The sequence below is a fragment of the Paracoccus panacisoli genome, assembly GCF_042435015.1.
GTDB lineage: Bacteria > Pseudomonadota > Alphaproteobacteria > Rhodobacterales > Rhodobacteraceae > Paracoccus > Paracoccus panacisoli.
The window spans coordinates 19,555-42,067 of record NZ_JBHMQU010000023.1 but is presented as its reverse complement, the minus strand read 5'-3'; the positions used below and the strand labels follow the sequence as shown (position 1 = coordinate 42,067).

The 22,513-nt window shown below is 70.3% G+C and carries 21 protein-coding genes, 1 tRNA gene and 1 pseudogene; 13 read left to right on the top strand and 10 right to left on the bottom strand.

The features are described from left to right. Positions 1-160: 160 nt before the first annotated feature. The 6 genes from ACFHYO_RS06010 to cysQ form a co-directional block, all read right to left on the bottom strand. Positions 161-1,111 (bottom strand): glycosyltransferase family 2 protein, encoded by a 951-nt coding sequence (locus ACFHYO_RS06010; protein WP_394319163.1) that lies wholly within the window; start codon positions 1,109-1,111, stop codon positions 161-163. Between the two features lie 229 nt (positions 1,112-1,340). Beyond that, positions 1,341-2,399: a glycosyltransferase family 2 protein gene (locus ACFHYO_RS06005; RefSeq protein WP_394319047.1), complete on the bottom strand. Its 1,059-nt coding sequence runs from the start codon at positions 2,397-2,399 to the stop codon at positions 1,341-1,343. Position 2,400: 1 nt separating this feature from the next. Beyond that, positions 2,401-3,402 carry a UDP-glucose 4-epimerase GalE gene (gene galE / locus ACFHYO_RS06000; RefSeq protein WP_394319045.1) on the bottom strand — a complete coding sequence of 334 codons (1,002 nt, stop codon included), beginning with the start codon at positions 3,400-3,402 and terminating at the stop codon, positions 2,401-2,403. A 3-nt stretch (positions 3,403-3,405) separates the two neighbouring features. Next, positions 3,406-4,296, bottom strand: a complete 891-nt coding sequence (locus ACFHYO_RS05995) for a UTP--glucose-1-phosphate uridylyltransferase (RefSeq protein WP_036701039.1) — start codon at positions 4,294-4,296, stop codon at positions 3,406-3,408. A 229-nt stretch (positions 4,297-4,525) separates the two neighbouring features. Continuing rightward, entirely contained in the window at positions 4,526-5,326 is an 801-nt protein-coding gene (locus tag ACFHYO_RS05990) for a 3-deoxy-manno-octulosonate cytidylyltransferase family protein (protein WP_394319043.1), read from the bottom strand. A gap of 4 nt (positions 5,327-5,330) precedes the next feature. Continuing rightward, positions 5,331-6,131, bottom strand: coding sequence for a 3'(2'),5'-bisphosphate nucleotidase CysQ (cysQ, locus tag ACFHYO_RS05985; protein WP_394319041.1), 801 nt, complete (start codon positions 6,129-6,131; stop codon positions 5,331-5,333). 175 nt (positions 6,132-6,306) lie between these two features. Here cysQ and ACFHYO_RS05980 point away from each other — a divergent pair, with 175 nt between their 5' ends. Then, positions 6,307-7,128, top strand: a complete 822-nt coding sequence (locus tag ACFHYO_RS05980; protein ID WP_394319039.1) for an ABC transporter permease — start codon at positions 6,307-6,309, stop codon at positions 7,126-7,128. Between the two features lie 105 nt (positions 7,129-7,233). On the opposite strand, the gene ACFHYO_RS05975 is transcribed toward ACFHYO_RS05980, so the two are convergent. Further along, on the bottom strand, positions 7,234-7,899 hold the full coding sequence (locus ACFHYO_RS05975; RefSeq protein WP_394319037.1) for an alpha-ketoglutarate-dependent dioxygenase AlkB family protein: 666 nt from the start codon (positions 7,897-7,899) through the stop codon (positions 7,234-7,236). A 179-nt stretch (positions 7,900-8,078) separates the two neighbouring features. Here ACFHYO_RS05975 and dnaK point away from each other — a divergent pair, with 179 nt between their 5' ends. The 4 genes from dnaK to ACFHYO_RS05955 all read left to right on the top strand — a co-directional run bounded on the left by dnaK (position 8,079) and on the right by ACFHYO_RS05955 (position 13,827). Next, positions 8,079-9,989, top strand: a complete 1,911-nt coding sequence (gene dnaK / locus ACFHYO_RS05970; protein ID WP_036730829.1) for a molecular chaperone DnaK — start codon at positions 8,079-8,081, stop codon at positions 9,987-9,989. Between the two features lie 95 nt (positions 9,990-10,084). Next, positions 10,085-11,248, top strand: a complete 1,164-nt coding sequence (gene dnaJ / locus ACFHYO_RS05965) for a molecular chaperone DnaJ (RefSeq protein ID WP_394319035.1) — start codon at positions 10,085-10,087, stop codon at positions 11,246-11,248. Between the two features lie 155 nt (positions 11,249-11,403). Beyond that, positions 11,404-12,204 carry a RadC family protein gene (radC, locus tag ACFHYO_RS05960; protein ID WP_394319033.1) on the top strand — a complete coding sequence of 267 codons (801 nt, stop codon included), beginning with the start codon at positions 11,404-11,406 and terminating at the stop codon, positions 12,202-12,204. Positions 12,205-12,813: 609 nt separating this feature from the next. After that, positions 12,814-13,827: an NAD(P)H-dependent flavin oxidoreductase gene (locus ACFHYO_RS05955; protein WP_394319031.1), complete on the top strand. Its 1,014-nt coding sequence runs from the start codon at positions 12,814-12,816 to the stop codon at positions 13,825-13,827. 450 nt (positions 13,828-14,277) lie between these two features. On the opposite strand, the gene serB is transcribed toward ACFHYO_RS05955, so the two are convergent. Both serB and ACFHYO_RS05945 read right to left on the bottom strand, forming a co-directional pair. Continuing rightward, complete coding sequence (gene serB / locus ACFHYO_RS05950; protein WP_394319029.1) at positions 14,278-15,156, bottom strand: phosphoserine phosphatase SerB; 879 nt, start codon at positions 15,154-15,156, stop codon at positions 14,278-14,280. 267 nt (positions 15,157-15,423) lie between these two features. After that, positions 15,424-15,500, bottom strand: a tRNA-Arg gene (locus tag ACFHYO_RS05945). A 108-nt stretch (positions 15,501-15,608) separates the two neighbouring features. Between ACFHYO_RS05945 and ACFHYO_RS05940 the strand changes: the two genes are divergently transcribed. The 8 genes and pseudogenes from ACFHYO_RS05940 to ACFHYO_RS05910 all read left to right on the top strand — a co-directional run bounded on the left by ACFHYO_RS05940 (position 15,609) and on the right by ACFHYO_RS05910 (position 21,619). Then, positions 15,609-16,622: a LacI family DNA-binding transcriptional regulator gene (locus ACFHYO_RS05940; RefSeq protein WP_036707592.1), complete on the top strand. Its 1,014-nt coding sequence runs from the start codon at positions 15,609-15,611 to the stop codon at positions 16,620-16,622. Positions 16,623-16,732: 110 nt separating this feature from the next. Beyond that, on the top strand, positions 16,733-17,020 hold the full coding sequence (gene gatC, locus ACFHYO_RS05935) for an Asp-tRNA(Asn)/Glu-tRNA(Gln) amidotransferase subunit GatC (RefSeq protein ID WP_036704735.1): 288 nt from the start codon (positions 16,733-16,735) through the stop codon (positions 17,018-17,020). Then, positions 17,017-18,492, top strand: a complete 1,476-nt coding sequence (gatA, locus tag ACFHYO_RS05930; RefSeq protein WP_394319027.1) for an Asp-tRNA(Asn)/Glu-tRNA(Gln) amidotransferase subunit GatA — start codon at positions 17,017-17,019, stop codon at positions 18,490-18,492. The genes gatC and gatA overlap by 4 nt, the downstream gene beginning before the upstream one ends. 31 nt (positions 18,493-18,523) lie before the next feature. Further along, positions 18,524-19,129: a hypothetical protein gene (locus tag ACFHYO_RS05925; protein ID WP_394319025.1), complete on the top strand. Its 606-nt coding sequence runs from the start codon at positions 18,524-18,526 to the stop codon at positions 19,127-19,129. Next, the gene (locus ACFHYO_RS05920) at positions 19,126-19,572 is read left to right on the top strand and encodes a cupin domain-containing protein (protein ID WP_394319023.1); all 447 of its coding nucleotides are present in this window, start codon (positions 19,126-19,128) and stop codon (positions 19,570-19,572) included. The genes ACFHYO_RS05925 and ACFHYO_RS05920 overlap by 4 nt, the downstream gene beginning before the upstream one ends. Next, positions 19,569-20,219 (top strand): annotated as a pseudogene (locus ACFHYO_RS05915) (N-acetylmuramoyl-L-alanine amidase); the annotation flags it as partial. The gene ACFHYO_RS05920 and the pseudogene ACFHYO_RS05915, both read left to right, overlap by 4 nt. After that, positions 20,214-20,564, top strand: a complete 351-nt coding sequence (locus ACFHYO_RS16175) for a DUF952 domain-containing protein (protein ID WP_512700647.1) — start codon at positions 20,214-20,216, stop codon at positions 20,562-20,564. The pseudogene ACFHYO_RS05915 and the gene ACFHYO_RS16175, both read left to right, overlap by 6 nt. Then, on the top strand, positions 20,555-21,619 hold the full coding sequence (locus tag ACFHYO_RS05910; RefSeq protein ID WP_394319020.1) for a quinone-dependent dihydroorotate dehydrogenase: 1,065 nt from the start codon (positions 20,555-20,557) through the stop codon (positions 21,617-21,619). The genes ACFHYO_RS16175 and ACFHYO_RS05910 overlap by 10 nt, the downstream gene beginning before the upstream one ends. On the opposite strand, the gene cysE is transcribed toward ACFHYO_RS05910, so the two are convergent. Continuing rightward, on the bottom strand, positions 21,616-22,443 hold the full coding sequence (gene cysE / locus ACFHYO_RS05905; protein WP_036705055.1) for a serine O-acetyltransferase: 828 nt from the start codon (positions 22,441-22,443) through the stop codon (positions 21,616-21,618). The genes ACFHYO_RS05910 and cysE overlap by 4 nt on opposite strands. Between the last annotated feature and the right edge of the window lie 70 nt (positions 22,444-22,513).

Here is a 22,513-nt window from a genome sequence, read left to right as displayed (position 1 = left end):
GAGGACATGGGCCGCTCTCCAAGCCGCCGCGCGTCGGCGTCTGCGGCACCGTCAACCCTCCACGGGGGAAGCGACATTCCGGACCCGGCATCCGTGGTCCGTCCGGACTGCAGGCCCGCCTGCGGTCCATTGTCGGAATCGTGGTTCCCACCCGGCCCGCTCATACCCAGTTCCCCCGAGAGATCAGCCCGAGATCCTCGAGCTGCCGCCAGTCACGGTAGCGGCGGGATTGCGGACACCAGAAGTTCACCTGCGCCTGCAAGCCTTGGTGATATGCCCGATATTCCTGGCTGTTGGCGTAATGCTGCCGCCGGTCGAGTTCTTCAGTCGATTTCTCCACGAACGTGGACAGGAACTTGGCGTGAAGCAGCGCCCCCGAGGCCATCTCTCCACCGTCCTCATCGTAGACGACGTTGAGCGAGCGCGGCAGCAGCATATGCGTCGAGCTCACATAGGCGAATCGCCGCTGCCATTTGACGAGCGGGATCTTGTTCAGTGCCGGCGCCGCCTCGGGGTTGTCGGCGAAGAACACCCGCGCCCGTGGGCCGCCTCGGATCCAGAGATTGCGGAATCGGCGGTTCTTGCGGATCGCGTAGTTCGCGGGGTCGAACCAGCTGGCGATCTCGAACGGGTCCTGCCCCTCGACGTAAGGCTGCTCCGAGATCGAACCCCTTGGATACATGTCGAGCAGCATCGCCGAAAAGGCCCGTTGCCCCGAGGCCTCAAGCCAGTCGGTCAGCGCGCCGAGCGGGCGGGTGTTGGCGTGGGGATAGACGAGGAACTCGTCGGGATCGACGGTCAGGCACCAGTGGCCGCTGCCATACCGGCGCAAGAGATGGTTGATCCAGTCCATCCCGAATCGCGCGCCCTTGTAGCTTTCCGCGGTCGTCCACAACGACACATCCGGTTGCCTGGCAAGATATACGCCGCCGCCGTCGGTGCTGGCGTTGTCCACGATCAGGAAGTGTTCGACGCCGATCGCACGGTAATACTCGAGAAAATAGGGAAGGCGCACCCGCTCGTTGCGGAGGGTGACGAAGCAGAGGATCGCATGGGGACCGATCTGCCCGGTCCGGTCGCGCACCGCCGTCAGGCGCCGCCCACGCCGCATCGCACGCCCGACGTAATACTGCCGGGCAACGCGCAAGCGGAACAGGCCAACCAGCCGATCAAGCAAACCACTCAAAACGACAATCCCGACTTGAAAACAGTACCGGGCAAGGCTGGTTGGCCTGCCCGAACCAATAGGACAATTCTCATTGTAGCACACCTATCCATAACGGCAGGTGAAGAGCGAATGATTTTCTCGAGGGCACGAAGAGGCCGGACGGTGCGTCCGATTACCACGGCGGGCACCAGTCACCCGTTCCCATCAACCCCGCGGCAACAAGGCTCTGCCAGCCCGCCAACCGGGCTGCGCCGGGGTGCCACAGGTCGGGGTTGGCGCTCAGCGCAGCGTAGTAGTCGTCGAAGGCGTCGGGGTCGTGGAAATGCTGGCGGCGGGTCCGCTCGATGGCGGATTTTGCGACGATCTCGGGCAGGAACTTGGTGTGCAACAGCGCGCCCGACAGGCGCGGATCGCCCGGCCCGTCCCAGCAGGCATTCAGCCGCGCCGGCAGCATCGAGTGGGTCGAGTTCACATAGGCGTAGCCGCGCCGCCAGCGCACCAGCGGCAGCTTGTTCAGCGTCGGCGCCCGGTGCGGGCGGTCGGCGAAGAACACCCGGTCGCGCACCCCGCCCTGCACCCAGCGGTTGCCGAGCGGCGCCTGCACCCGGCAGCGGTAGGGGCCGGCGTCGAACCACGCGAGCCGCGCGAGCGCCGCCTCGGACCCCAGCCCGCCCGGATCGAGCGGCCCCTGCGGGAACAGCTCGACCATCAGCGCCCCCAGCGCGGCCACCCGGCGCCGGTCCAGCTCGGCGCTCAGGTCGTCGAGAGTCGCCCGGTCGTCGTGGGGAAAGCCGAACAGCTCGTCGGCGTCGAGCGTCAGGCACCACCGCCCCGCGCCATGGCGCGAGAGCAGCCAGTTCGTCCAGTCGCGCCCGAACCGCGAGGCGCGGTAGCTGGCCGCGGTCGTCCACAGCGTCACGTCCGGCTGCGCCGCCAGCCACGCCGCACCGCCGTCGTCGCTCGCGTTGTCCACGATCAGGAAATGCCGCATGCCCAGCCGGCGGTGGTGGTCGAGCCAGTGCGGCAGCCGCCCCATCTCGTTGCGCACCACGGCGACGGCGAGCACCCCGCCGCGCGGCGGCGGCACGGGGCCCGACACATGGGTCAGGTCGCGGCGGCTGCGAAAGGCCGCCCACAGGATCCGCCGGCGCCGCAGGTCAAGCCGCAGCGCCGCGCCGGGGCGACGCCTGCCGGGATCAGCGGTGGGCAGAGCGGACGGCGCGGCCCCCATCTCAGGCCGCGTAGTGCCCCGTCTGGTGCCAGCGCCACGCGTCGGCGATCATCAGCGGCAGGGTCGAGCGTTCCGGCCGCCAGCCGAGCACCCGCCCGGCCTTTTCGCTGCCCGAGACGAGCTTGACCGCATCGCCCGCGCGCCGCGGCCCGTCCACCATCGGCACCTCGCGGTTGGTCACGCAGCGCGACTGGTCCACCACCTCGCGCACCGAAAACCCGTTGCCGGTGCCGAGGCAGAAGACCTCGGTCCCGCCCTGCGGGAAGGCGTCAGAGCGGCGCAGCCAGTCGAGCCCCAGCACATGCGCCGCCACCAGATCGACAACGTGGACATAGTCGCGGATGCAGGTGCCGTCCGGGGTCGGATAGTCGGTGCCGTGGATGGTCAGCGCCGGGCGCTTGCCGTCGATGGCGTCGAGGATCAGCGGCACGAGATGCGTCTCGGGCTGGTGGAACTCGCCCACCTCGGCGTCGGGATCGGCGCCCGCCACGTTGAAATAGCGGAAGATCACCGAACGCAGCCCGTCCGAGGCGCCGAAGTCGGCGAGCATGTCCTCGATCGCCCGCTTGCTCGCGCCATAGGCGTTGAGCGGGTGCTGCGGCGTGTCCTCGTCCAGCACCACCCCGTCGTGGTCGCCGTAGGTGGCGCAGGTCGAGCTGAAGACGAAGTCCCGCACGCCCGCGGCGACCGTCGCCTCGATCAGCGTGAGCGAGGCCGCGACGTTGCCGCGCCAGTACTTGCCCGGCTCGCGCATCGCCTCGCCCACCTGGCTCAGCGCGGCGAAATGCATCACCGCCACCGGCGAATGCTCGCGGAACGCCGCATCCAGCCGCTCGCGGTCGGCGAGGTCGCCCTCGACGCAGGGGCCGAACTTCACCGCCTCGCGCCAGCCGGTGCAGAAGTTGTCGTAGGTGACGGGGATGAACCCCGCCGCCGCCAGCGCCTTGCAGGCGTGCGAGCCGATGTACCCGGCGCCGCCGGTCACGAGAACCCGGTCGGCCATGCCTTACTCGGCAGCCTTGCGCATCGCCATGACGTCGGCGAGGTAGTCGGCGAACTCGTCGCGCAGCTCTTCGCGGGCAAGGCCAAAGGCCACCGTCGCCTGCAGGAACCCGGCCTTCGAGCCGCAGTCGTAGCGCTGGCCGCGGAAGCGCAGGCCGAACACGGGGCGGCCTTCCTCGATCTCGTCGGCGATGGCGTCGGTCAGCTGGATCTCGCCGCCCGCGCCCTGCTTGAGCTTGTTGAGGTTGTCCATGACCGTTGGCGCGAGGATGTAGCGCCCGATCACCGCGAGGTTCGACGGCGGGTTGTCCTTGGGCTTCTCGACCATGCCCCGGGCGCGGACGATGGCGCCCATGTCCTCGGCCACGTCGAGGACGCCGTAGGACTTGGTCTTCTCGCGCGGGACTTCCATCGTGGCGACCATGCTGCCGCCGGTCTCGCGGTGGGCCTCGATCATCTGCTGCAGGCAGGGCGGATCGCCGGCGATTACGTCGTCGGTCAGCAGCACCGCGAAGGGCTCGTCCCCGATCAGGCGGCGGGCACACCACACCGCGTGGCCCAGGCCCATCGCCTTGTGCTGGCGGATATAGGCGATGGCGCCCGATTCCATGTTGGTCTGCCGCAGCAGTTCCAGCAGATCGTCCTTGCCGGCCTTGCGCAGGGTGTTTTCCAGCTCATGCGCGTGGTCGAAGTAATCCTCGAGCGCGCCCTTGCCGCGCGAGGTGACAAAGATGAATTCCTTGATCCCGGCCGCGCGCGCCTCGTCGATCGCATACTGGATCAACGGACGGTCCACGAGCGTCATGATTTCCTTGGGAATGGACTTGGTGGCGGGCAGGAATCGGGTTCCGAGACCGGCCACGGGAAAGATTGCCTTGGTAACCTTGCGCTGCATCAACGAACCTCCGCATGCGAGCCGTGCCGGTGAACACATTATCGGCCTCTCCGTTCCCACCGGCAAGGCGGACGCAGCGGAGGGGGCCAATTAAATGCCGCAAAGCAGCATTAATTTGGTCAGCCGGCAGGCAAACCGCTGATCAGCCCCGAAAACGATCCGGCTGAGACGGGCGGGCCGCGCTGCCGCGACCGTTTGTCCGGTCCCTCGATCGGGAGACCGGTGGCGGTCAGGCCACCCCCATCCCGGCCAGCATCGATTCGATGCGGGAGACGTCCGAGGGGTTGTTCAGCTCCCAGAAGGCGCGGCCGCGGGCCTCGACCTCGACGCAGAGCACCCGCCGCCCCTGCTCGAGGAAGCGCAGCTGCTCGAGCCCCTCGAGCCGTTCCAGCACCCCCTCGGGCCAGCCGGGATATGCGGCGAGCGCGTCCGGGCGATAGGCATAGACCCCGACGTGGTGATAGACCGGGCTCGGCGCGTCGGGCGCCAGCTCGTGCCCCACGTAGGGAATGACTTCCTTCGAGAAGTAGAGCGCCGAGCGGTCGGCACCGAAGACCGCCGTGGTGCCACCCACCCGCCCCGCGGCGCGATCGGCGATCAGGTCGGCGCGCATCGCGCCGGTCGCGTTCAGCACCGGGGTGGCGACCTCGGCCCCCGGGGCGGCGCGCAGCCCCGCGACCAGTTCTTCCACGAACCAGGCGGGGGTCAGCGGCGCGTCGCCCTGCAGGTTCACGACGATCTCGGGGCGCGCGGCAAGCTGGCCCAGCACCTCGGCACAGCGCTCGGTGCCGTTGCGGCAGTCGGGGCTGGTCATGGCGACCTCGGCGCCGAAGCCCGCCGCATGGTCGGCGATGCGGGCGTCGTCGGTGGCAACGATCACGCGCTCGACCCCGGCGACCTCGCGGGCGGCGTCCCAGCTGCGGCGGATCAGGCTGCGGGCCTCGCCGCCCGCGCCGCGCAGCTCGACCAGCGGCTTGCCGGGGTAGCGGGTCGAGGCGAACCGCGCCGGGATGACGATGACGACCGACATCGCCTCAACCCTGCGGGTGCAGCAGCACGCCGGGGGCGTAGGCGATGAAGAACGGGTTCTCGAACCCCGGCTTGCCATAGATCAGCGGCGTGTGGTCGTCGAAGCGCACCACCTCGCCCCCCGCGCCGCGCAGGATCGCGTCGCCGGCGGCCGTGTCCCACTCCATCGTCCGGCCGAGACGGGGGTAGAGGTCGGCCTCGCCCGTCGCCACGAGGCAGAACTTGAGCGAGGAGCCCGCCGAGGTCATGTCGCGCACCCCGTAGCGCCCGATGTAGTCGTCGGTCGCCTGGTCGCGGTGCGACTTGGAGGCGACGACCATCAGCCCGCGGTTGTCGGGCATCGGGTTGACGCCGATCGCGTGGATCGCGCCGATCTCGGGGCCGAAGGGGCCGGTCTCCTCGACCGAGCGGCCGTCGGCGGTGGTGCAGAAGAGCCGCCCCCGGGCGGGCGCATAGACCACGCCGCGGACCGGCACGCCGTCCTGCACATAGGCGATGTTCACGGTGAAATCGCCGCGGCGCTGCACGAACTCCTTGGTGCCGTCGAGCGGGTCGACGATCAGGAAGCTCGCGTGGGTCTGGGCGTGGGTCGCGGCCTGCTCCTCGGTCACCAGCGGGATGTGCGGGAACGCGGCGCGCAGCCCCTCCGAGATCAGCGCGTCGGCGGCCTCGTCGGCCTCGGTCACGGGCGAGGCGTCGGACTTGGCGCGGACCTCGAACTCGGGGCTGTCATAGACCTGCATGATCCGCGCCCCGGCGGCGAGCGCGAGACGGCGCATCTCGGAGGCGAGTGTATCGAATTGCATGGATAATCCCCTGCCGGCAGCGCCCCCGGAGCGGCCTTGGCCGGGTGGGCGAGATTGAATGATCCCCTGCCCTCACATATGATCGTCCCCGGGCCGATGAGCAAGCGCGCCCCCGCGTCCGGCCCGATTCCCCGACCGTTCCGGCGTCCTTCATCCAGCCCGAGACCCGCCCGCCATGTTCGTCCAGCGCCGCACCCGCAACCTGTTCGAGGCCGTGTTCACCACCGGCGCGCTGATCTATCACCAGACGGTGCACAACCTGCGCCAGGGTCACTCCAACGCGCTGATGAGCATCGCCATGACGGTGCTGCAATCGCTGGTGATGATCGTCGGCTTCCTGGCGATGTACTGGATCTTCGGCGTCCGGCGCTCGCCGATCCGCGGCGATTTCCTGATGTTCATCATGTCGGGGATCTTCATGTTCATGGCCTTCAACCAGGCCATGGGGAAGGTCGCAGGCGCCGGCAGTTCGCAAAGCGCGATGCTCAAGCACGGGCCGATGAACACCGCCATCGCCATGAGCGGGGCGGCGCTGTCGGCGCTTTACACCAACGTGCTGTCGGCCACGCTGATCTACTGGCTCTACCACAACTTCATGAACCCGGAGCCGATCGAAAACATCCCGGCGACGCTGGGGATGCTGATCTTTTCGTGGTTCTCGGGTTGCAGCCTCGGGCTGATCTTCCTGTCGATCAACACCTGGTTCCCGACCGCCGGGAAGATCATCACCCAGCTGGCGCGGCGGGTGAACATGATCGCCTCGGGCAAGATGTTTGTGGCCAACACGATGCCGACATTCCTGTTGTCGATGTTCGACTGGAATCCCCTGTTCCATATCATCGACCAGACCCGCGGATTCGTCTTCATCAATTACGTGCCGCGCAATTCCAATCTGGAATATCCGTTCTATTTCACGCTGGCGATGCTGATGATCGGATTGATGGCGGAATTCGTGACGCGCAATTCCGTCTCGTTGAGCTGGTCGGCCGGGCGCTAAGTGCGGCCCCTTTGGGCGGCGCGGGGTGATGCACGAACCGTCCGATGTTCGCGCACCGTTCATGCAGCGTTCGTGCACAGTTCATGCGAACGATCATGCGAAACCTCACGCGCCGCCGGTCGGCCCCGCCACCCGCAGCGTGAGGTTCACCCGCCCGCCGCCCGGCACGAGGTCCGAGCTGCCCGCGCGGATGCGGTCGATGCCGTGGTGGACGAGCCGCCCTGCCCCGGCCAGAACCACCACGTCGCCCGAGTTGAGCCACAAGCTCTGCGTCTGGCCGCCGCGTTCGACCCCGCCGACGCGGAACAGCGCCGCGTCGCCGAGGCTGACCGAGACCACCGGCCAGCCAAGCTCGGCCTCGTCGCGGTCCTGGTGCAGCCCCATCCGCGCGCCTTCGCGGTAGAGGTTCACGAGGCACGAGTCGGGCGCCACCGCCGCCCCCGTCACCTCGGCCCACAGCGCCAGCAGCCGCGCCGGGATCGGCGGCCACGCCCGCCCGTCCGGCTGGCGCGGCTCATAGCGGTAGCCGCGCCGGTCGCTGGTCCAGCCGAGTGCCCCGGCCGAGGTCATCGCCACGCTCAGCGGCTTGCCCCAGCGCGTCATCGGCCGCACCGGGGGTGCCGCGTCCCAGATCGCCGCGACCTCGGCCATCAGCGCCGCCTGCTCACCCGCGTCGAGCCGCCCCGGCCAGACCCCCACCCCGCCCAGATCGAGCGAGGCCGCGGGGCGCGCGGCCGGGGCGGAAGGGGACTGCGGAGCAGCGGATTTCACGGGTAAAATCCTCTCGGCAACGGGGGGCTGCGCGGCTTGCACGGCCGAAACCGCCTCCTATATAGCGTTGCGAAGCCTGCGGGGGCAGCCCCGCGGCCAAGCATGACACTCGGGATTGGGGCGCGGGGGCCGCGGACGGACCCGCATCCCGCACCATCGCCGCAAGAAAGGTATATCGCATGACCAAAGTCATCGGCATCGACCTCGGGACCACCAACAGCTGCGTCGCCATCATGGACGGCAGCCAGCCCCGCGTCATCGAGAACGCAGAGGGCGCGCGCACCACGCCGTCCATCGTCGCCTTCACCGAGAGCGAGCGGCTCGTCGGCCAGCCGGCCAAGCGCCAGGCCGTCACCAACCCGGAAAATACCATCTTCGCCGTCAAGCGCCTGATCGGCCGTCGCGTGAACGACCCGGCCGTCGAGAAGGACCGCAAGCTGGTCCCCTATTCGATCGTCGACGGCGGCAACGGCGATGCGTGGGTTGAATCCCGCGGCGAGAAATACTCGCCCGCGCAGATCAGCGCCATGATCCTGCAGAAGATGAAGGAAACCGCCGAGAGCTACCTCGGCGAGAAGGTCGAGCAGGCGGTCATCACCGTCCCGGCCTACTTCAACGACGCCCAGCGGCAGGCGACCAAGGACGCCGGCAAGATCGCCGGCCTCGACGTGCTGCGCATCATCAATGAGCCGACGGCGGCGGCGCTGGCCTACGGCCTCGACAAGAAGGACAGCAAGACGATCGCGGTCTATGACCTCGGCGGCGGCACCTTCGACATCACCATCCTGGAAATCGACGACGGCCTGTTCGAGGTGAAATCGACCAACGGGGACACGTTCCTCGGCGGCGAGGACTTCGACATGCGGATCGTCCAGTTCCTGGCCGACGAGTTCAAGAAAGAGCACGGCGTCGACCTGACCAAGGACAAGATGGCGCTGCAGCGGCTCAAGGAAGCCGCCGAGAAGGCCAAGATCGAGCTCAGCTCCTCGAGCCAGACCGAGATCAACCAGCCGTTCATCTCGATGGACAAGCAGAGCGGCGTGCCGCTGCACATGGTCGTCAAGCTGACCCGCGCCAAGCTGGAAAGCCTGGTCGGTGACCTGATCAAGAAGACCATGGACCCCTGCAAGGCGGCGCTGAAGGATGCGGGCCTCTCGAAGGGCGACATCGACGAGGTGATCCTCGTCGGCGGCCAGACCCGGATGCCGAAGGTGGTCGAGGAAGTGACCGCGTTCTTCGGGAAAGAGCCCCACAAGGGCGTCAACCCCGACGAGGTCGTGGCGCTGGGCGCGGCGATCCAGGGCGGCGTGCTGCAGGGTGACGTCAAGGACGTGGTGCTCTTGGACGTGACCCCGCTGTCGCTGGGGATCGAGACGCTGGGCGGCGTGTTCACCCGGCTGATCGACCGCAACACCACCATCCCGACCAAGAAGTCGCAGACCTTCTCGACCGCCGAGGACAACCAGAACGCGGTGACCATCCGCGTCTTCCAGGGCGAGCGCGAGATGGCGGCCGACAACAAGATGCTGGGCCAGTTCAACCTCGAGGACATTCCGCCGGCCCCGCGCGGGATGCCGCAGATCGAGGTGACCTTCGACATCGACGCCAACGGCATCGTCTCGGTCTCGGCCAAGGACAAGGGCACCGGCAAGTCGCAGAACATCACCATCCAGGCGTCGGGCGGCCTGTCCGACGAGGACATCGAGAAGATGGTCAAAGACGCCGAGGCGAATGCCGAGGCCGACAAGGGCCGCCGCGAGCTGGTCGAGACCCGCAACCAGGCCGAAAGCCTGCTGCACTCGACCAAGAAGTCGCTCGATGAGCATGGCGACAAGGTCGACAGCTCGACCGTCGAGGCGATCGAGCTGGCCTCGGGCGCGCTGGAAGAGGCGCTGAAGTCCGAGGATGCCGGCAAGATCAAGGGCGGCATCCAGAACCTGATGGATGCGTCGATGAAGCTGGGCGAGGCCATCTACAAGGCCGGCCAGACCAGCGAGGACTCGGGCGAGCGCGAGGACGGGCCGCGCGATGTCGATGACGACATCGTGGACGCCGACTTCGAGGATCTGGGCGAGAACAAGCGCAAGTAAGCGCGAGGGATGACCGGACCGGCCCGCGCACCACACGCGGGCCGGTCTTTTCGTGAAGGGGCGGCCTCGGGCAGGCCGCAGTGGCACGGACAGAGATGGCAAAGCGCGACTTTTACGACGTTCTGGGGGTCTCGCGCAGCGCGAGCGGCGACGAGATCAAGCGGGCCTACCGCAACAAGGCCAAGGCGCTGCACCCGGACCTGAACCCCGACTGCAAGGTTTCCGAGGCCGACTTCAAGGCCGTGAACGAGGCCTACGACTGCCTCAAGGACCCGCAGCGCAAGGCGGCCTATGACCGCTTCGGCCATGCCGCGTTCGAGAACGGCGGCGGCGGTTTCGGCGGCTTCGGCGGGCGCGGCCCGCAGGGCGACTTCGGCGCGGCCTTCGCGGACGTGTTCGAGGACCTGTTTGGCGAGTTCGTCAACGCCCGCCAGGGCGGCGGCGGGCGGGCGCGGGCGGCGCGCGGGGCGGACCTGCGCTACAACCTGCGCGTGACTCTGGAAGAGGCGTATCGCGGCCTCGACAAGACCATCACCGTGCCGGGTGCGGTGGCGTGCTCGGCGTGCAACGGCACCGGGGCCGAGGGCGCCGTCGAGCCCGCGACCTGCCCGACCTGCGCCGGCATGGGCAAGGTGCGCGCGAGCCAGGGCTTCTTCACCGTCGAGCGCAGCTGCCCGACCTGCAACGGCAACGGCCAGATCGTGAAGAACCCGTGCAAGTCCTGCGCCGGTGCCGGCCGCATGGCCGAGGACCGGACGCTGTCGGTGACGATCCCCGCGGGGGTCGAGACCGGCACCCGCATCCGGCTGGCCGGCGAGGGCGAGGCCGGGATGCGCGGCGGGCCGGCGGGCGACCTCTATATCTTCGTCGAGGTGCGCGAGCACCCGATCTTCGTGCGCGACGGCCGGACGCTCGCCTGCCAGGTGCCGGTGGGGATGGCCAAGGCCGCGCTGGGCGGCGAGGTCGAGGTGCCGACGATCGACGGCGGCCGCAGCCGGGTCAAGGTGCCCGCGGGCAGCCAGACCGGCCGGCAGATGCGGCTGCGCGGCAAGGGGATGCCTCCCCTTCGCCACGGTGCAGGCATGGGCGGCGAGCCCGGCGACATGGTGATCGAGCTGGTCGTCGAGACTCCCGTCGACTTGACGGCGCGGCAGCGCGAGCTGATGCGCGAGTTCGACGAGATCGCGGCCGACAACCACCCGCAGACCGAAAGTTTCTTCTCGAAGATCAAGAGCTTCTGGGACGGGCTGTCGGCCTGACCGGAAGCGTCGGACGTGCGGCGCGGGTGTCGTGGGGGCTGTCTGCCCCCACGCACGCGTGCCGCGTGCTTCCCCCGAGGATATTTGCGTCCAGCCCGAGGCGGGGCGTGCCGGCGTTAACGCGGGCTTAAGGAGTCCTGTGCCAGCGTCGGCGCATGAGCACGAATCACGCCTTTCACGAAGCCCCCGCTCCGCTCTTCGGCCTGATCGGTGCCGAGGATGAGTGCATCGCCCTGCCCACCGCCTCGGCGGGACGTATGGCCGCGCGCACGGTCGCACGGCCGCCGAGCTATCTCGCCGACCATCGCGCGCGGCTGCGCGAGCGTTTTCTCGCGGGCGGCGCGGCGGCGATGCCGGATTACGAGCTGCTCGAGTTGATCCTCTTCCGCGCCGTGCCGCGGCAGGACATGAAACCGCTGGCGCGCAGGTTGCTGGACCGGTTCGGCGACTTCAACCGGGTGATCTCGGCCGAGCCCGCCCAGCTCGGGCAGGTCGAGGGCGTCGGACCGGCGATCATCGCCGAGCTGAAGATCGTCGAGGCCTCGGCGCAGCGGCTGGCACGCTCGAAGGTGATGAACCGGCCGGTGCTGACCAGCTGGGCGGCGCTGATCGACTATTGTCACACGGCGATGGCGCACGCCCCGATCGAGCAGTTCCGGGTGCTCTATCTGGACCGCAAGAACGTTCTGATCGCCGACGACGAGCAGGCCCGCGGCACCGTCGATCACGTCCCGGTCTATCCGCGCGAGGTCGTCCGTCGCGCGCTCGAGCTGAACGCGAGCGCGATGATCCTCGTCCACAACCACCCCTCGGGCGACCCGACGCCCAGCGCGTCCGACATCACCATGACCCGCCAGATCGTCGCCGCCGCCGAGACGATGGGCATCACCGTCCACGACCACATCATCGTCGGCAAGAGCCGCGAGTTGAGCTTTCGGGGGACGGGGTTGTTGTAGGGCTGGCGGGGTGGAAACAGCTTGGGCGGGTTAGGCAGGTCGCTGGCGTCGGTCCGTGCCCGGTACGGCGCAGGGGTTTGGCGTGGCGGGCAGACGCGGCATGAGAGCTCGACCTGCGCCGACACGTCGTCGAGCGGCTGCGGCATTGGTAGGGGCTCGCGGGGCTCCACGCATCAGCGGGGTGCGCTGTCGTTCCACTTATGAGCGTGGGACGCGGGGCTCCAGTCATAAGCGTGGGCACGGTGGCTTTACTCATAAGTGGTCAGCGCCACGGACGACGCGTATCCGATCATCTCGAACTTCAACTAAGGTCTCACGGTGCTCGAAAACTTCTGCTCGACCGCCGGCGCCCGGAAAGGTCTGCGGGGCATCGACCGACTTGAAGACCGCAAACTTGGGTTACCTGACGGTCGATGAGCGCCGATTATGGGCGGCCCGCTGTGGTGAAACGGCTTCACGGCTGCGAGTGCCGACCCGGCTTTGAACGCGCGATCGAACTGCTCGTCGCGCCCGGTGACCCCGCCCCCAATGCCCCGCCGCAGTCAGCATGGACAGCTCGCTGCCCCGCCTTTAGCTTCGCCGAAGCCGCCGCTCGAGAGGACCGTTGCCATGTCGCTGATCGACCGTCTCGGGATGCGGGTTGCGGTGATCCAGGCGCCGATGGCGGGGACCTCGACCCCGGCGCTCGCCGCCGCGGTGTCCGAGGCGGGGGGCCTTGGCTGCCTCGGGCTCGGCGCGATGCGGGCGGAGGAGGCGGCCGCCGCGATGGCCGAGACGCGCGCCCTCACCGCGCGGCCGTTCGGCGTCAACCTGTTCTGCCACAGGCCGGAGTCCAGCGACCCCGCGCTCCAGGCCGCATGGCTTGCCCGGCTCGCGCCGCATTTTGACCAGTTCGGCGCCACGCCGCCCGCGACGCTGCGCGACATCTATCCCAGTTTCACCCGGAACGACGCGATGCTCGCGGGTGTCGTGGCCGCCGGGCCGGCGCTCGTCAGCTTTCACTTCGGCCTGCCCCGCCCCGACCAGATCGCGGCGCTCAGGGCGACCGGGGCGGTGCTCGCGGCGACGGCCACGTCGGCGGCCGAGGCAGAGGCGATCCGCGCGGCCGGGCTCGACGCGGTGATCGCGCAGGGGTGGGAGGCCGGGGGCCACCGCGGGATCTTCGACCCGTCAGGGCCGGATGCGCGGCTCGGCACGCTCGATCTGGTCGCGGCACTGGTGCCGCTGGGGCTGCCGGTGATCGCCGCGGGCGGGATCATGGACCGGCGGGACAGCCGGGCGGCGCTGGCCGCAGGGGCCGTCGCGGTGCAGTGCGGCACGGCGTTCCTCGCCGCGCCCGAGGCCGCCACGCCCGCCGCCCACCGCGCGGCGCTGGCCGGGGGCGAGACGGTGATGACGGCGGCGATCTCGGGCCGTCCGGCGCGGTGCTGCGCGAACCGGTTTACCGCGATCCCGGATGACGCGACGCCCGGCTATCCGATGACCTACGACGCGGGCAAGGCGCTCAATGCCGCGGCGCTGGCGGCGGGAGAGACGGGGTACGGTGCCCAGTGGGCGGGCACCGGCTGCGCCCGCACGGTCGTGCGGTCGGCGGCGGAGACGTTGGCGGCGCTGGCGCCGTGAGGGGTGGGGGTTCTGCAGCTGATCTCGGCTCGCGGGATCGGGCCGGCCGCGAAACCCAACGCCGAAGTGACGGGTCATATTCCCATCCTCTGTATCCGACTCCAACTGAGTCAGCGTCGGCCCGGTCTCCTCGCAGAGTGAGTGGGGAGGTCAATTTGCCGGAGGTGATCAGCACCGGGCCTTGAGCGGTGCCGACCCTTCGGACACGCATCGCGGCGTGAGCACTGGCGCGCATTGATACCTCGCGCAGCTGTTGCGCCCATACCCGCGCCCATGCCGGCGCTGCTTTTCGGATTGGCCGGAATTTTGTGCGTTTGCGTGGCTTAAAACCGCGCGCCCGCTGCGCCTCCTCCTCAACCCGCGCTCGCGCTCGGGCTTAAGAAGGCAGTTTCCCAGCGCCCGCCCTCAAACCCAGCCGCGCACCATCGCCCCGCCCGCGCACCACCCGGCTCACACCACGAACTCGTCCCGCCCGTAGCCCTGCAGATAGAGCAGCGCGGTCAGGTCGCCGTGGTTCACGCGCACTCGGGCCTGCGCGGCGACGACGGGCTTGGCGTGCATCGCCACCCCGGTGCCTGCCAGTTGCAGCATCCCGAGGTCGTTGGCGCCGTCGCCCACCGCCATCGCGTCGGCGGGGGTCAGGCCGCGGGCGGCGGTGATCTCGACCAGCGCGTCGACCTTGGCCTCGCGGCCGAGGATCGGCAGGCCGACGCGGCCGCTCAGCCGTCCCGCCCCGTCGTCCAGCAGCACGTTGGCGCGCTGCTCGTCGAAGCCGAGCTGGTCGGCGACCGGGCCGGTGAAGTCGGTGAAGCCGCCCGAGACGAGCGCCGTCCAGGCGCCGTTCGCCTTCATCGTCGCGACCAGCGTGCGGCCGCCGGGGGCGAGGGTGATGCGCTCGGCCAGCACCTCCGCGATGACCGAGACGGGCAGCCCGGCGAGGAGACCCACGCGCTCGATCAGCGCCTCGTGGAAGTTCAGCTCGCCGTTCATCGCCCGCGCCGTGATCGCCGCGACGCGGGGGCCGACGCCGGCCATGTCGGCCAGCTCGTCCAGACACTCCTGCTCGATCATGGTCGAGTCCATGTCGGCCAGCAGCACCGCCTTGCGCCGGTTGGCAGTGGGCTGCACGGCGAGGTCGAAGCCCTGCGCGTCGGTCTCGGCCCAGGCGGCGTCGAAATCCTCGGGCCAAGCGGGGATGGCGAACTCGACCGCGGTGCCCTGGTCGAGCCAGAGCGCGCTGCCCCCGCCCCAGCGGCGCTGCAGCGAGGCGATGGTGTCGTCGTCGAGGTCGGCGCGCGCCGGCGCGGCCATGAGGCTGACGGTGTACATCCGGGCGCATCCCCTCTTGCGGTGGTGCGGCTCGCTTACGGCGAAACCGAGGGCGGCGCCAGCCCGACGCGGGGGCGGCAGGGGCGGGCGTCGAACGGAAGAGTGCGACAACTCACCAATGTCTCGGTGCCCTCGTGCGTCTCGCTCGGTCAGAGCCATGTCAAATCCGTGGATCGAACTGGCCCACTGAAGAGCCGACGATGCAGAGGATTAGCGCGCTCAATGGCATTTTTCGAATGCCATTCTTAAGCCGCCTGACTAGTCGGATGGTGACCCCGGCAGGACTTGAACCTGCAACCTGCCCCTTAGGAGGGGGCTGCTCTATCCAGTTGAGCCACGAGGTCACAGCCCGCCTTGTCGCACGGGCCGGCCCGGCATGGCAAGCGCGCGGGCCACGGTTGCGGGCGCCCATGGCGTGCGCTAACGCTGGGGTGTCCCGGAACGGAGAGCCGATGACCCCGAGCCGTCCCCGCCGCCCGCTCACGTTGCGCGATGTCTCGATGGCGTCGGGGGTCAGCGAGATGACCGTCAGCCGCGTGCTCAGGAACCGCGGTGACGTCTCGCCAGCGACGCGGGAGAAGGTGCTGACCGCGGCACGGGCGCTGGGTTATGTCCCGAACAAGATCGCCGGCGGGCTCGCCTCGCAGCGGGTGAACCTCGTGGCCGTGGTGATCCCGTCGCTGTCGAACCTCGTGTTTCCGGATGTGCTGGGGGGGATCTCGGCCGAGCTGGACGATACCGGCCTGCAACCTGTCGTCGGGGTCACGCACTACGGCCCGGCGCGCGAGGAGACGGTGCTCTACGACATGCTGAGCTGGCGGCCCTCGGGCGTGATCCTCGCCGGGCTTGAGCACTCGCGGGCGTCGCGCGCCATGCTCGAGGCGGCGGGGATTCCGGTCGTCGAGATCATGGACGTGGACGGCGACCCGATCGACACCGCGGTCGGCATCAGCCACGAGCGGGCCGGGGCCGAGATGGCGGGCCATATCCTCGGGGCCGGCTACCGGCGCATCGGCTTCATCGGCACGCACATGCCCGAGGACCACCGGGCGCGGAAGCGGCTGGCGGGGTTCGAGCGGGCGTTGGGTGCGGCGGGCGTGCCGCTGGTGGCGCGCGAATACTACCAGGGCGGGTCGTCGCTGGCCAAGGGGCGCGAGTTGACCGAGCGCATCCTGGCGCGCGAGCCGGGGCTGGATTTCCTTTACTATTCCAACGACCTGATCGGCGCGGGCGGGCTGATTTGGGCGCGCGAGCAGGGGATCGACATTCCGGGCAAGCTCGGGCTCGCGGGGTTCAACGGGGTCGATCTGCTGGACGGGCTGCCGATGCGGCTGGCCACGACCGACGCACGGCGGCTCGACATCGGCCGGCGGGCGGCGCGGATCGTCGCCGGCAAGGACCCCCGCCCCGAGGACGGGATCGTGGCGCTGGCCCCGACCTTCCTGCCGGGCGACACGATCCGCTGAGGCGCCACTGAAGCGGCAGGCTTGACGCCACGCCCCCCCGCCGCCTGCCCATCCCGCCTTGCCGAGCCCGGCCCCGCCCGGTAAATCCGGCCCGAGCGAAAGGAATTCCGATGTCGATTGACCCTTCCGAGGCCCGCAAGGTGGCGCATCTGGCGCGCATCGCGGTGGCCGACGACGCCCTGCCGGCGCTGGCCGCCGAGCTGAACGGCATCTTGCATTTCATGGAGCAGCTGAACGAGGTCGACGTGGACGGCATCGAGCCGATGACCGGGGTCGAGCCGATGCGCCTCAAGCGCCGCGAGGATGTCGTGACCGACGGCGACCAGCAGGCCGCCGTGCTCGCCAACGCGCCCGACGCGCGCGAGGGGTTCTTTGCCGTGCCGAAGGTGGTGGAATGACTTTGAACAGCCTGACCATCGCCGAGGCCCGCGACCACCTGCGCGCCCGCGACATCTCGGCCGCCGAGCTGACCGACGCCTGCCTGTCGGCCATCGAGGGCGCCGGCGCGCTCAACGCCTTTGTCCACCAGACGCCCGAGATCGCCCGCGCCCAGGCCGAGGCCGCTGATGCGAGGCTCGCGGCCGGCGACGCCCCGGCGATGTGCGGCATTCCGGTCGGGATCAAGGACCTGTTCTGCACCAAGGGTGTGCCCAGCCAGGCCGCCAGCCGCATCCTCGACGGCTTCCGCCCCGAGTACGAATCGACCGTGACGCAGAACCTGTTCGACGCCGGCGCGCTGATGCTCGGCAAGCTCAACATGGACGAGTTCGCCATGGGCTCGTCCAACGAGACCAGCGTCTACGGCCCTGCGGTGAACCCGTGGAAGATCGACGCGCCCCTGACCCCTGGCGGCTCGTCGGGCGGCTCGGCGGCGGCGGTGGCGGCCGACCTCTGCCTCGCGGCGACCGGCACCGACACCGGGGGCTCGATCCGCCAGCCGGCGGCCTTCACCGGCACGGTGGGGCTCAAGCCCACCTACGGCCGCGTGTCGCGCTGGGGGACGATCGCGTTCGCCTCGTCGCTCGACCAGGCCGGGCCGATGACCCGGACGGTGCGCGACGCGGCGATCATGCTGGGCGCGATGGCCTCGGTCGATCCCAAGGATTCCACCTCGGCCGACCGCCCGGTCCCCGACTACGAGGCCGCGCTGACCGGCGACATCCGCGGCAAGAAGATCGGCATTCCGCGCGAATACCGCATGGACGGGATGCCGGCCGAGATCGACGCGCTCTGGCAGCAGGGCGCCGAGATGCTGCGCGACGCGGGCGCCGAGATCGTCGACATCTCGCTGCCGCACACGAAATACGCGCTGCCCGCCTATTACGTCATCGCGCCCGCCGAGGCGTCCTCGAACCTCGCCCGCTACGACGGGGTCCGCTACGGCCGCCGCGCCAAGCTGGCCGCGGGCGACGGCATCACCGAGATGTACGAAAAGACCCGCGCCGAGGGCTTCGGCCCCGAGGTGCAGCGCCGCGTCATGGTCGGCACCTACGTCCTCTCGGCGGGGTTCTACGACGCCTACTACAACCGCGCCCGCAAGGTCCGCGCGCTGATCAAGCGCGACTTCGACCAGGCGTTTGCGCAGGGCATCGACACGATCCTGACCCCGGCAACGCCCTCGGCGGCCTTCGCGCTGGGGTCGATGAAGGACGCCGATCCGGTCGAGATGTATCTCAACGACGTCTTCACCGTGACCGTGAACCTCGCCGGCCTGCCCGGCCTCGCCGTCCCCGTGGGGCTCGACGCCCAGGGACTGCCGCTTGGGCTGCAGCTCATCGGCCGGCCGTGGGACGAGGGCAACCTTCTCAACCACGGCGCGGTGCTGGAAAAAGCCGCAGGCTTCGTCGCCAAGCCCGCCCGCTGGTGGTAGGCTGGCGGCGACACACGCAAAGGACCCCGCGATGCGCGCCTTGAACCTGATCCCGCCCATCGCGCTGACCATCGCGCTCGCCGCCTGCTCCGGCGAGAACCAGGGCTGGAATCCCAACTACCGCGCCGAGGCGACGCCCTACGGCGACTACCTCCGTACCCGCGAATCGGCGCTGACCGGCAAGATTGCCGAGCCGCCGCGCGGCATCCCGATCGCGCTGCCGGCCAAGGCCCCCACCGCGGCCGAGCTTGCCGGTCCGACCCCGGTCCAGATCATCGAGCGTGAGACGACGATCGCCGCCGGTGCGGTCGGCATCACCTCGAACCGCCGCCTGCCCGACCGCGCCCGGGCGCCGGCCTTCGACGTGCCGCCGCCCGTGGTCTATCCCGTCCGCCGCGCGGCACCCGCCGCCGTCGTCGTGGGCGCCACACCGCAAGCGGTCGTGGTGACCCCCGCAGGCCGCTACGCCCGCGACGGCTCGGTGCGCCCCGGCAACTGCGCCGCCTGGCCCTCGCCCGAGGCGGCGCAGCGCGCCTTCCTCGCGCAGGGCGGCCCGCAGCGCGACCCGCTCGGCCTCGACCCGGACGGCGACGGCCGCGTCTGCGGCTGGACCCCCAGCCGCGGCGAGCCGCTGTGATCCTGCGCCGGGGCTCGGTGCCGGCCCAGCAGGTCAACGGCTCGGCGCCGCGGATCGAAGAGCGGTTCGGCGACGCCGCCGGGCTGGCGCAGATGGGCGTCAACATCGTCACCCTCGCCCCCGGCCAGCGCTCCGCCATGCGCCACTGGCACAGCAGCTCGGACGAGTTCGTGCTGATCCTCGACGGCCGCGCCACCGTCATCGAGGATGACGGCGCGACCGAGCTCGCCCCCGGCGACATGGCGCTCTGGCCCGCCGGCGCCGCCAACGCCCACCACATCTGGAACCACACAGCCGCGCCGCTACGCTATCTATGCGCCGGCACCAACCCCGACCGCGACACGGTCCACTACCCCGACGACTGCCAGACCCTGCACTGGGACCGCCCCCACGCGCGGGTCGTCGCCGCCGACGGCACGCTGATCCGCGCCTGGCAGGAATGACCGACCCCCACCCCTCGCCCAACCACGGCCCGCGCCGCGGCACAAACCAGCCCGATCTGGTCGTGCTCCACTACACCGGCATGGCCGATCTGGCGTCAGCCCGCGCCCGGCTCTGCGACCCGGCGGCCGAGGTCTCCGCCCACTGGCTCATCGCCGAGGACGGCACCACCGAGGCGCTGGTCCCCGAGGACCGCCGCGCGTGGCACGCCGGCGCAGGCGCCTGGCAGGGGCGCGACGACGTCAACTCACACAGCGTCGGCATCGAGCTTGCGAACCCCGGCGACCGCCCCTTCCCCGAGCCGCAGATGGCCGCGCTCGAGGAGCTGCTCGCCGCGATCCTCACCCGCTGGTCCATGCCGCCCGACCGCGTCATCGCCCATTCCGACATGGCGCCGGGCCGGAAATCCGACCCCGGCCCCCGCTTCGACTGGGCCCGCCTCGCCCGCCAGGGCCTCGCCCTCGCGCCCGCGGCGGACGCGCCGGACGCGCCCGAGCCCCTCGCCGCGGGCCTCACCCGCATCGGCTACCCCGAGGCCGACCCCGACACCCGCCTCGCCGCCTTCCGCCTGCGCTTCGCCCCGTGGCATCGCGGCCCCGAAGCGCCCGCCGACCGCCGCCTCGCCGCCCGCGTCCTCGCCGCGCTGCCCCCCGCGACCGTCTACAAGGTCCTGCGCCCCGCCGAATGGGCGGCGCTGCAAGCGGCAGGCGAAACCCTCGGCGCCCCCGTCGACCTCGCCGACGGCTACGTCCACTTTTCGACCGCCGCACAACTCCCCGGCACCCTTGCCAAGCACTTCGCGGCCGAGCCCGACCTGACGCTGCTCGCCTGCCCCACTGCCCGCCTCGGCCCCGCCCTCCGGTGGGAGCCGTCGCGCGGCGGCGCCCTCTTCCCCCATCTCTACCGCCCGCTGCGTCTCGCGGATGTGGAGCACACCCGCCCCATCCCGCTAACGCCCGCGGGCCACGACCTGAAGGGCCTGCCATGCGCCTGATCGAACGCGCCGGCCTCGCCGCGCTGCACCGCCTCGACCCCGAGCGTGCCCACGACCTCTCCCTCAAGGCGCTGGCCGCAGGCGTCGTGCCGCTTCCCGGCCCGCCCGTGACCTCGCCGCGCCTCGCCACAACCGTCGCGGGCCTCGCCCTGCCCAACCCCGTCGGCCTCGCCGCCGGCTACGACAAGAACGCCCGCGCCCTCGGCCCGCTAACCCGCGCCGGCTTCGGCTTTATCGAAGTCGGCGCCGCCACCCCCCGCCCGCAGCCCGGCAACCCCAAGCCACGGCTCTTCCGCCTCACCGCCGACCGCGCCATCATCAACCGCTTCGGCTTCAACAATGAGGGCGCGGCCGCGATCACCGGCCGCCTCGCCGCCCGCGCCCCCTCGCCGGTCCCGGTCGGCCTGAACCTCGGCGCCAACAAGGACAGCCCCGACCGCGCCGCCGACTTCGCCGAGGTCGCCCGGATGGCCGCCCCGCACGTCGATTTCCTGACCATCAACGTGAGTTCCCCCAACACCGAAAAGCTCCGCGACCTGCAAGGCGCCCGCGCGCTCGCCGCGCTGATCGCCGGCGTCCTCGCCGCCCGCGACGAGACTGCCGCCCGCCCCCCGGTGCTGGTCAAGATCGCCCCCGACCTCGACGACGCCGCGCTGGCCGAACTCGCCGCCGTGCTGACCGACTCGGGCGCCGCCGGCATCATCGCCACCAACACCACGCTCGACCGCAGCGGCCTCACCTCGCCCCACGCGGCCGAGACGGGCGGCCTCTCCGGCGCCCCCCTCTTCACCCGCTCGACCCGCATCCTCGCGCGCCTGCGGCTGCTGACCGACGGGAAACTGCCGATCATCGGCGTCGGCGGCATCGGCTCGGTCGAGCAGGCCTGGGCCAAGCTCGAGGCCGGCGCCTCCGCCCTCCAGCTCTACAGCGCCCTGATCTACAACGGATTTTCGCTCGCGTCCGAGATCGCGCACGGCCTCGACGCCCGACTCGCGGCCGAGGGCAAGACCCTCGCCGAGGTCACCGGCGCCGACCCGGAACGTTGGGCCCGCTAGAACAGGCTCTCAAGCCCGAGGATCTGGTTCATCGCGTCCGAGGGCTGATCGCAGCCCGCATCGCCCACGATCCGCGCGGGCACGCCGGCCACGGTCTTGCACGGCGGCACATCCGCCAGCACCACCGAGCCCGCCGCGATCCGGCTCGAATGCCCGACGCGGATGTTCCCCAGCACCTTGGCGCCGGCGCCGATCATCACCCCGTCACCGATCTTCGGATGCCGGTCGCCGTCCTCCTTGCCGGTGCCGCCCAGCGTGACCGAGTGCAGCATCGACACGTCGTTTCCGACCACCGCCGTCTCGCCGATCACGATGGAATGGGCGTGGTCGATCATCACCCCGGTCCCGATCCGGGCCGCCGGGTGGATGTCCACGCCGAACACCTCGGAACAGCGCATCTGGACGAAATAGGCCATGTCGATGCGGCCGTTGTTCCACAGCCAATGGCCGATCCGATAAGCCTGCAGCGCCTGGAACCCCTTGAAGAACAGCATCGGCTGCATCAGCCGGTGCGAGGCCGGATCGCGCTCATACACTGCCTCGAGGTCCGCCTGCGCGGCCTCGGCCAGCGCGGGCGCGCGGGCGTGGGCGTCGTCGGCAATCTCGCGCAGAATCTGCTCGCTCATCTCGCCCGAGGCGAGCTTCAGCGAAAAGCGATAGGCGAGCGCCGCCTGGAACGTCGCGTGGTGCAAGAGCCCGGCGTGGATCAGCGCCCCGAGCAGTGGTTCGGTGCGCACCGCCTCGGCCGCCTCGGACCGTATCGCCGCCCACAGCGCATTGCGGGACTGGGCGGCGGGGCCCCTCGGATCGCGCTGCTCGTCCATGCGTCTCTCCATCGGTCGTGCCCCAGAGATACGCCAGATCGCCCCCGATCGAAAGACCGGCCGGGTCGCG

Excerpts from the sequence above, each read along its gene's own strand:
- ACFHYO_RS06010 (WP_394319163.1), bottom strand. The coding sequence starts at position 1,111 with ATGCGGCGTGGGCGGCGCCTGACGGCGGTGCGCGACCGGACCGGGCAG.
- ACFHYO_RS06005 (WP_394319047.1), bottom strand. The coding sequence starts at position 2,399 with ATGGGGGCCGCGCCGTCCGCTCTGCCCACCGCTGATCCCGGCAGGCGT.
- galE (WP_394319045.1), bottom strand. The coding sequence starts at position 3,402 with ATGGCCGACCGGGTTCTCGTGACCGGCGGCGCCGGGTACATCGGCTCG.
- ACFHYO_RS05995 (WP_036701039.1), bottom strand. The coding sequence starts at position 4,296 with ATGCAGCGCAAGGTTACCAAGGCAATCTTTCCCGTGGCCGGTCTCGGA.
- ACFHYO_RS05990 (WP_394319043.1), bottom strand. The coding sequence starts at position 5,326 with ATGTCGGTCGTCATCGTCATCCCGGCGCGGTTCGCCTCGACCCGCTAC.
- cysQ (WP_394319041.1), bottom strand. The coding sequence starts at position 6,131 with ATGCAATTCGATACACTCGCCTCCGAGATGCGCCGTCTCGCGCTCGCC.
- ACFHYO_RS05980 (WP_394319039.1), top strand. The coding sequence starts at position 6,307 with ATGTTCGTCCAGCGCCGCACCCGCAACCTGTTCGAGGCCGTGTTCACC.
- dnaK (WP_036730829.1), top strand. The coding sequence starts at position 8,079 with ATGACCAAAGTCATCGGCATCGACCTCGGGACCACCAACAGCTGCGTC.
- dnaJ (WP_394319035.1), top strand. The coding sequence starts at position 10,085 with ATGGCAAAGCGCGACTTTTACGACGTTCTGGGGGTCTCGCGCAGCGCG.
- radC (WP_394319033.1), top strand. The coding sequence starts at position 11,404 with ATGAGCACGAATCACGCCTTTCACGAAGCCCCCGCTCCGCTCTTCGGC.
- ACFHYO_RS05955 (WP_394319031.1), top strand. The coding sequence starts at position 12,814 with ATGTCGCTGATCGACCGTCTCGGGATGCGGGTTGCGGTGATCCAGGCG.
- serB (WP_394319029.1), bottom strand. The coding sequence starts at position 15,156 with ATGTACACCGTCAGCCTCATGGCCGCGCCGGCGCGCGCCGACCTCGAC.
- ACFHYO_RS05940 (WP_036707592.1), top strand. The coding sequence starts at position 15,609 with ATGACCCCGAGCCGTCCCCGCCGCCCGCTCACGTTGCGCGATGTCTCG.
- gatC (WP_036704735.1), top strand. The coding sequence starts at position 16,733 with ATGTCGATTGACCCTTCCGAGGCCCGCAAGGTGGCGCATCTGGCGCGC.
- gatA (WP_394319027.1), top strand. The coding sequence starts at position 17,017 with ATGACTTTGAACAGCCTGACCATCGCCGAGGCCCGCGACCACCTGCGC.
- ACFHYO_RS05925 (WP_394319025.1), top strand. The coding sequence starts at position 18,524 with ATGCGCGCCTTGAACCTGATCCCGCCCATCGCGCTGACCATCGCGCTC.
- ACFHYO_RS05910 (WP_394319020.1), top strand. The coding sequence starts at position 20,555 with ATGCGCCTGATCGAACGCGCCGGCCTCGCCGCGCTGCACCGCCTCGAC.
- cysE (WP_036705055.1), bottom strand. The coding sequence starts at position 22,443 with ATGGACGAGCAGCGCGATCCGAGGGGCCCCGCCGCCCAGTCCCGCAAT.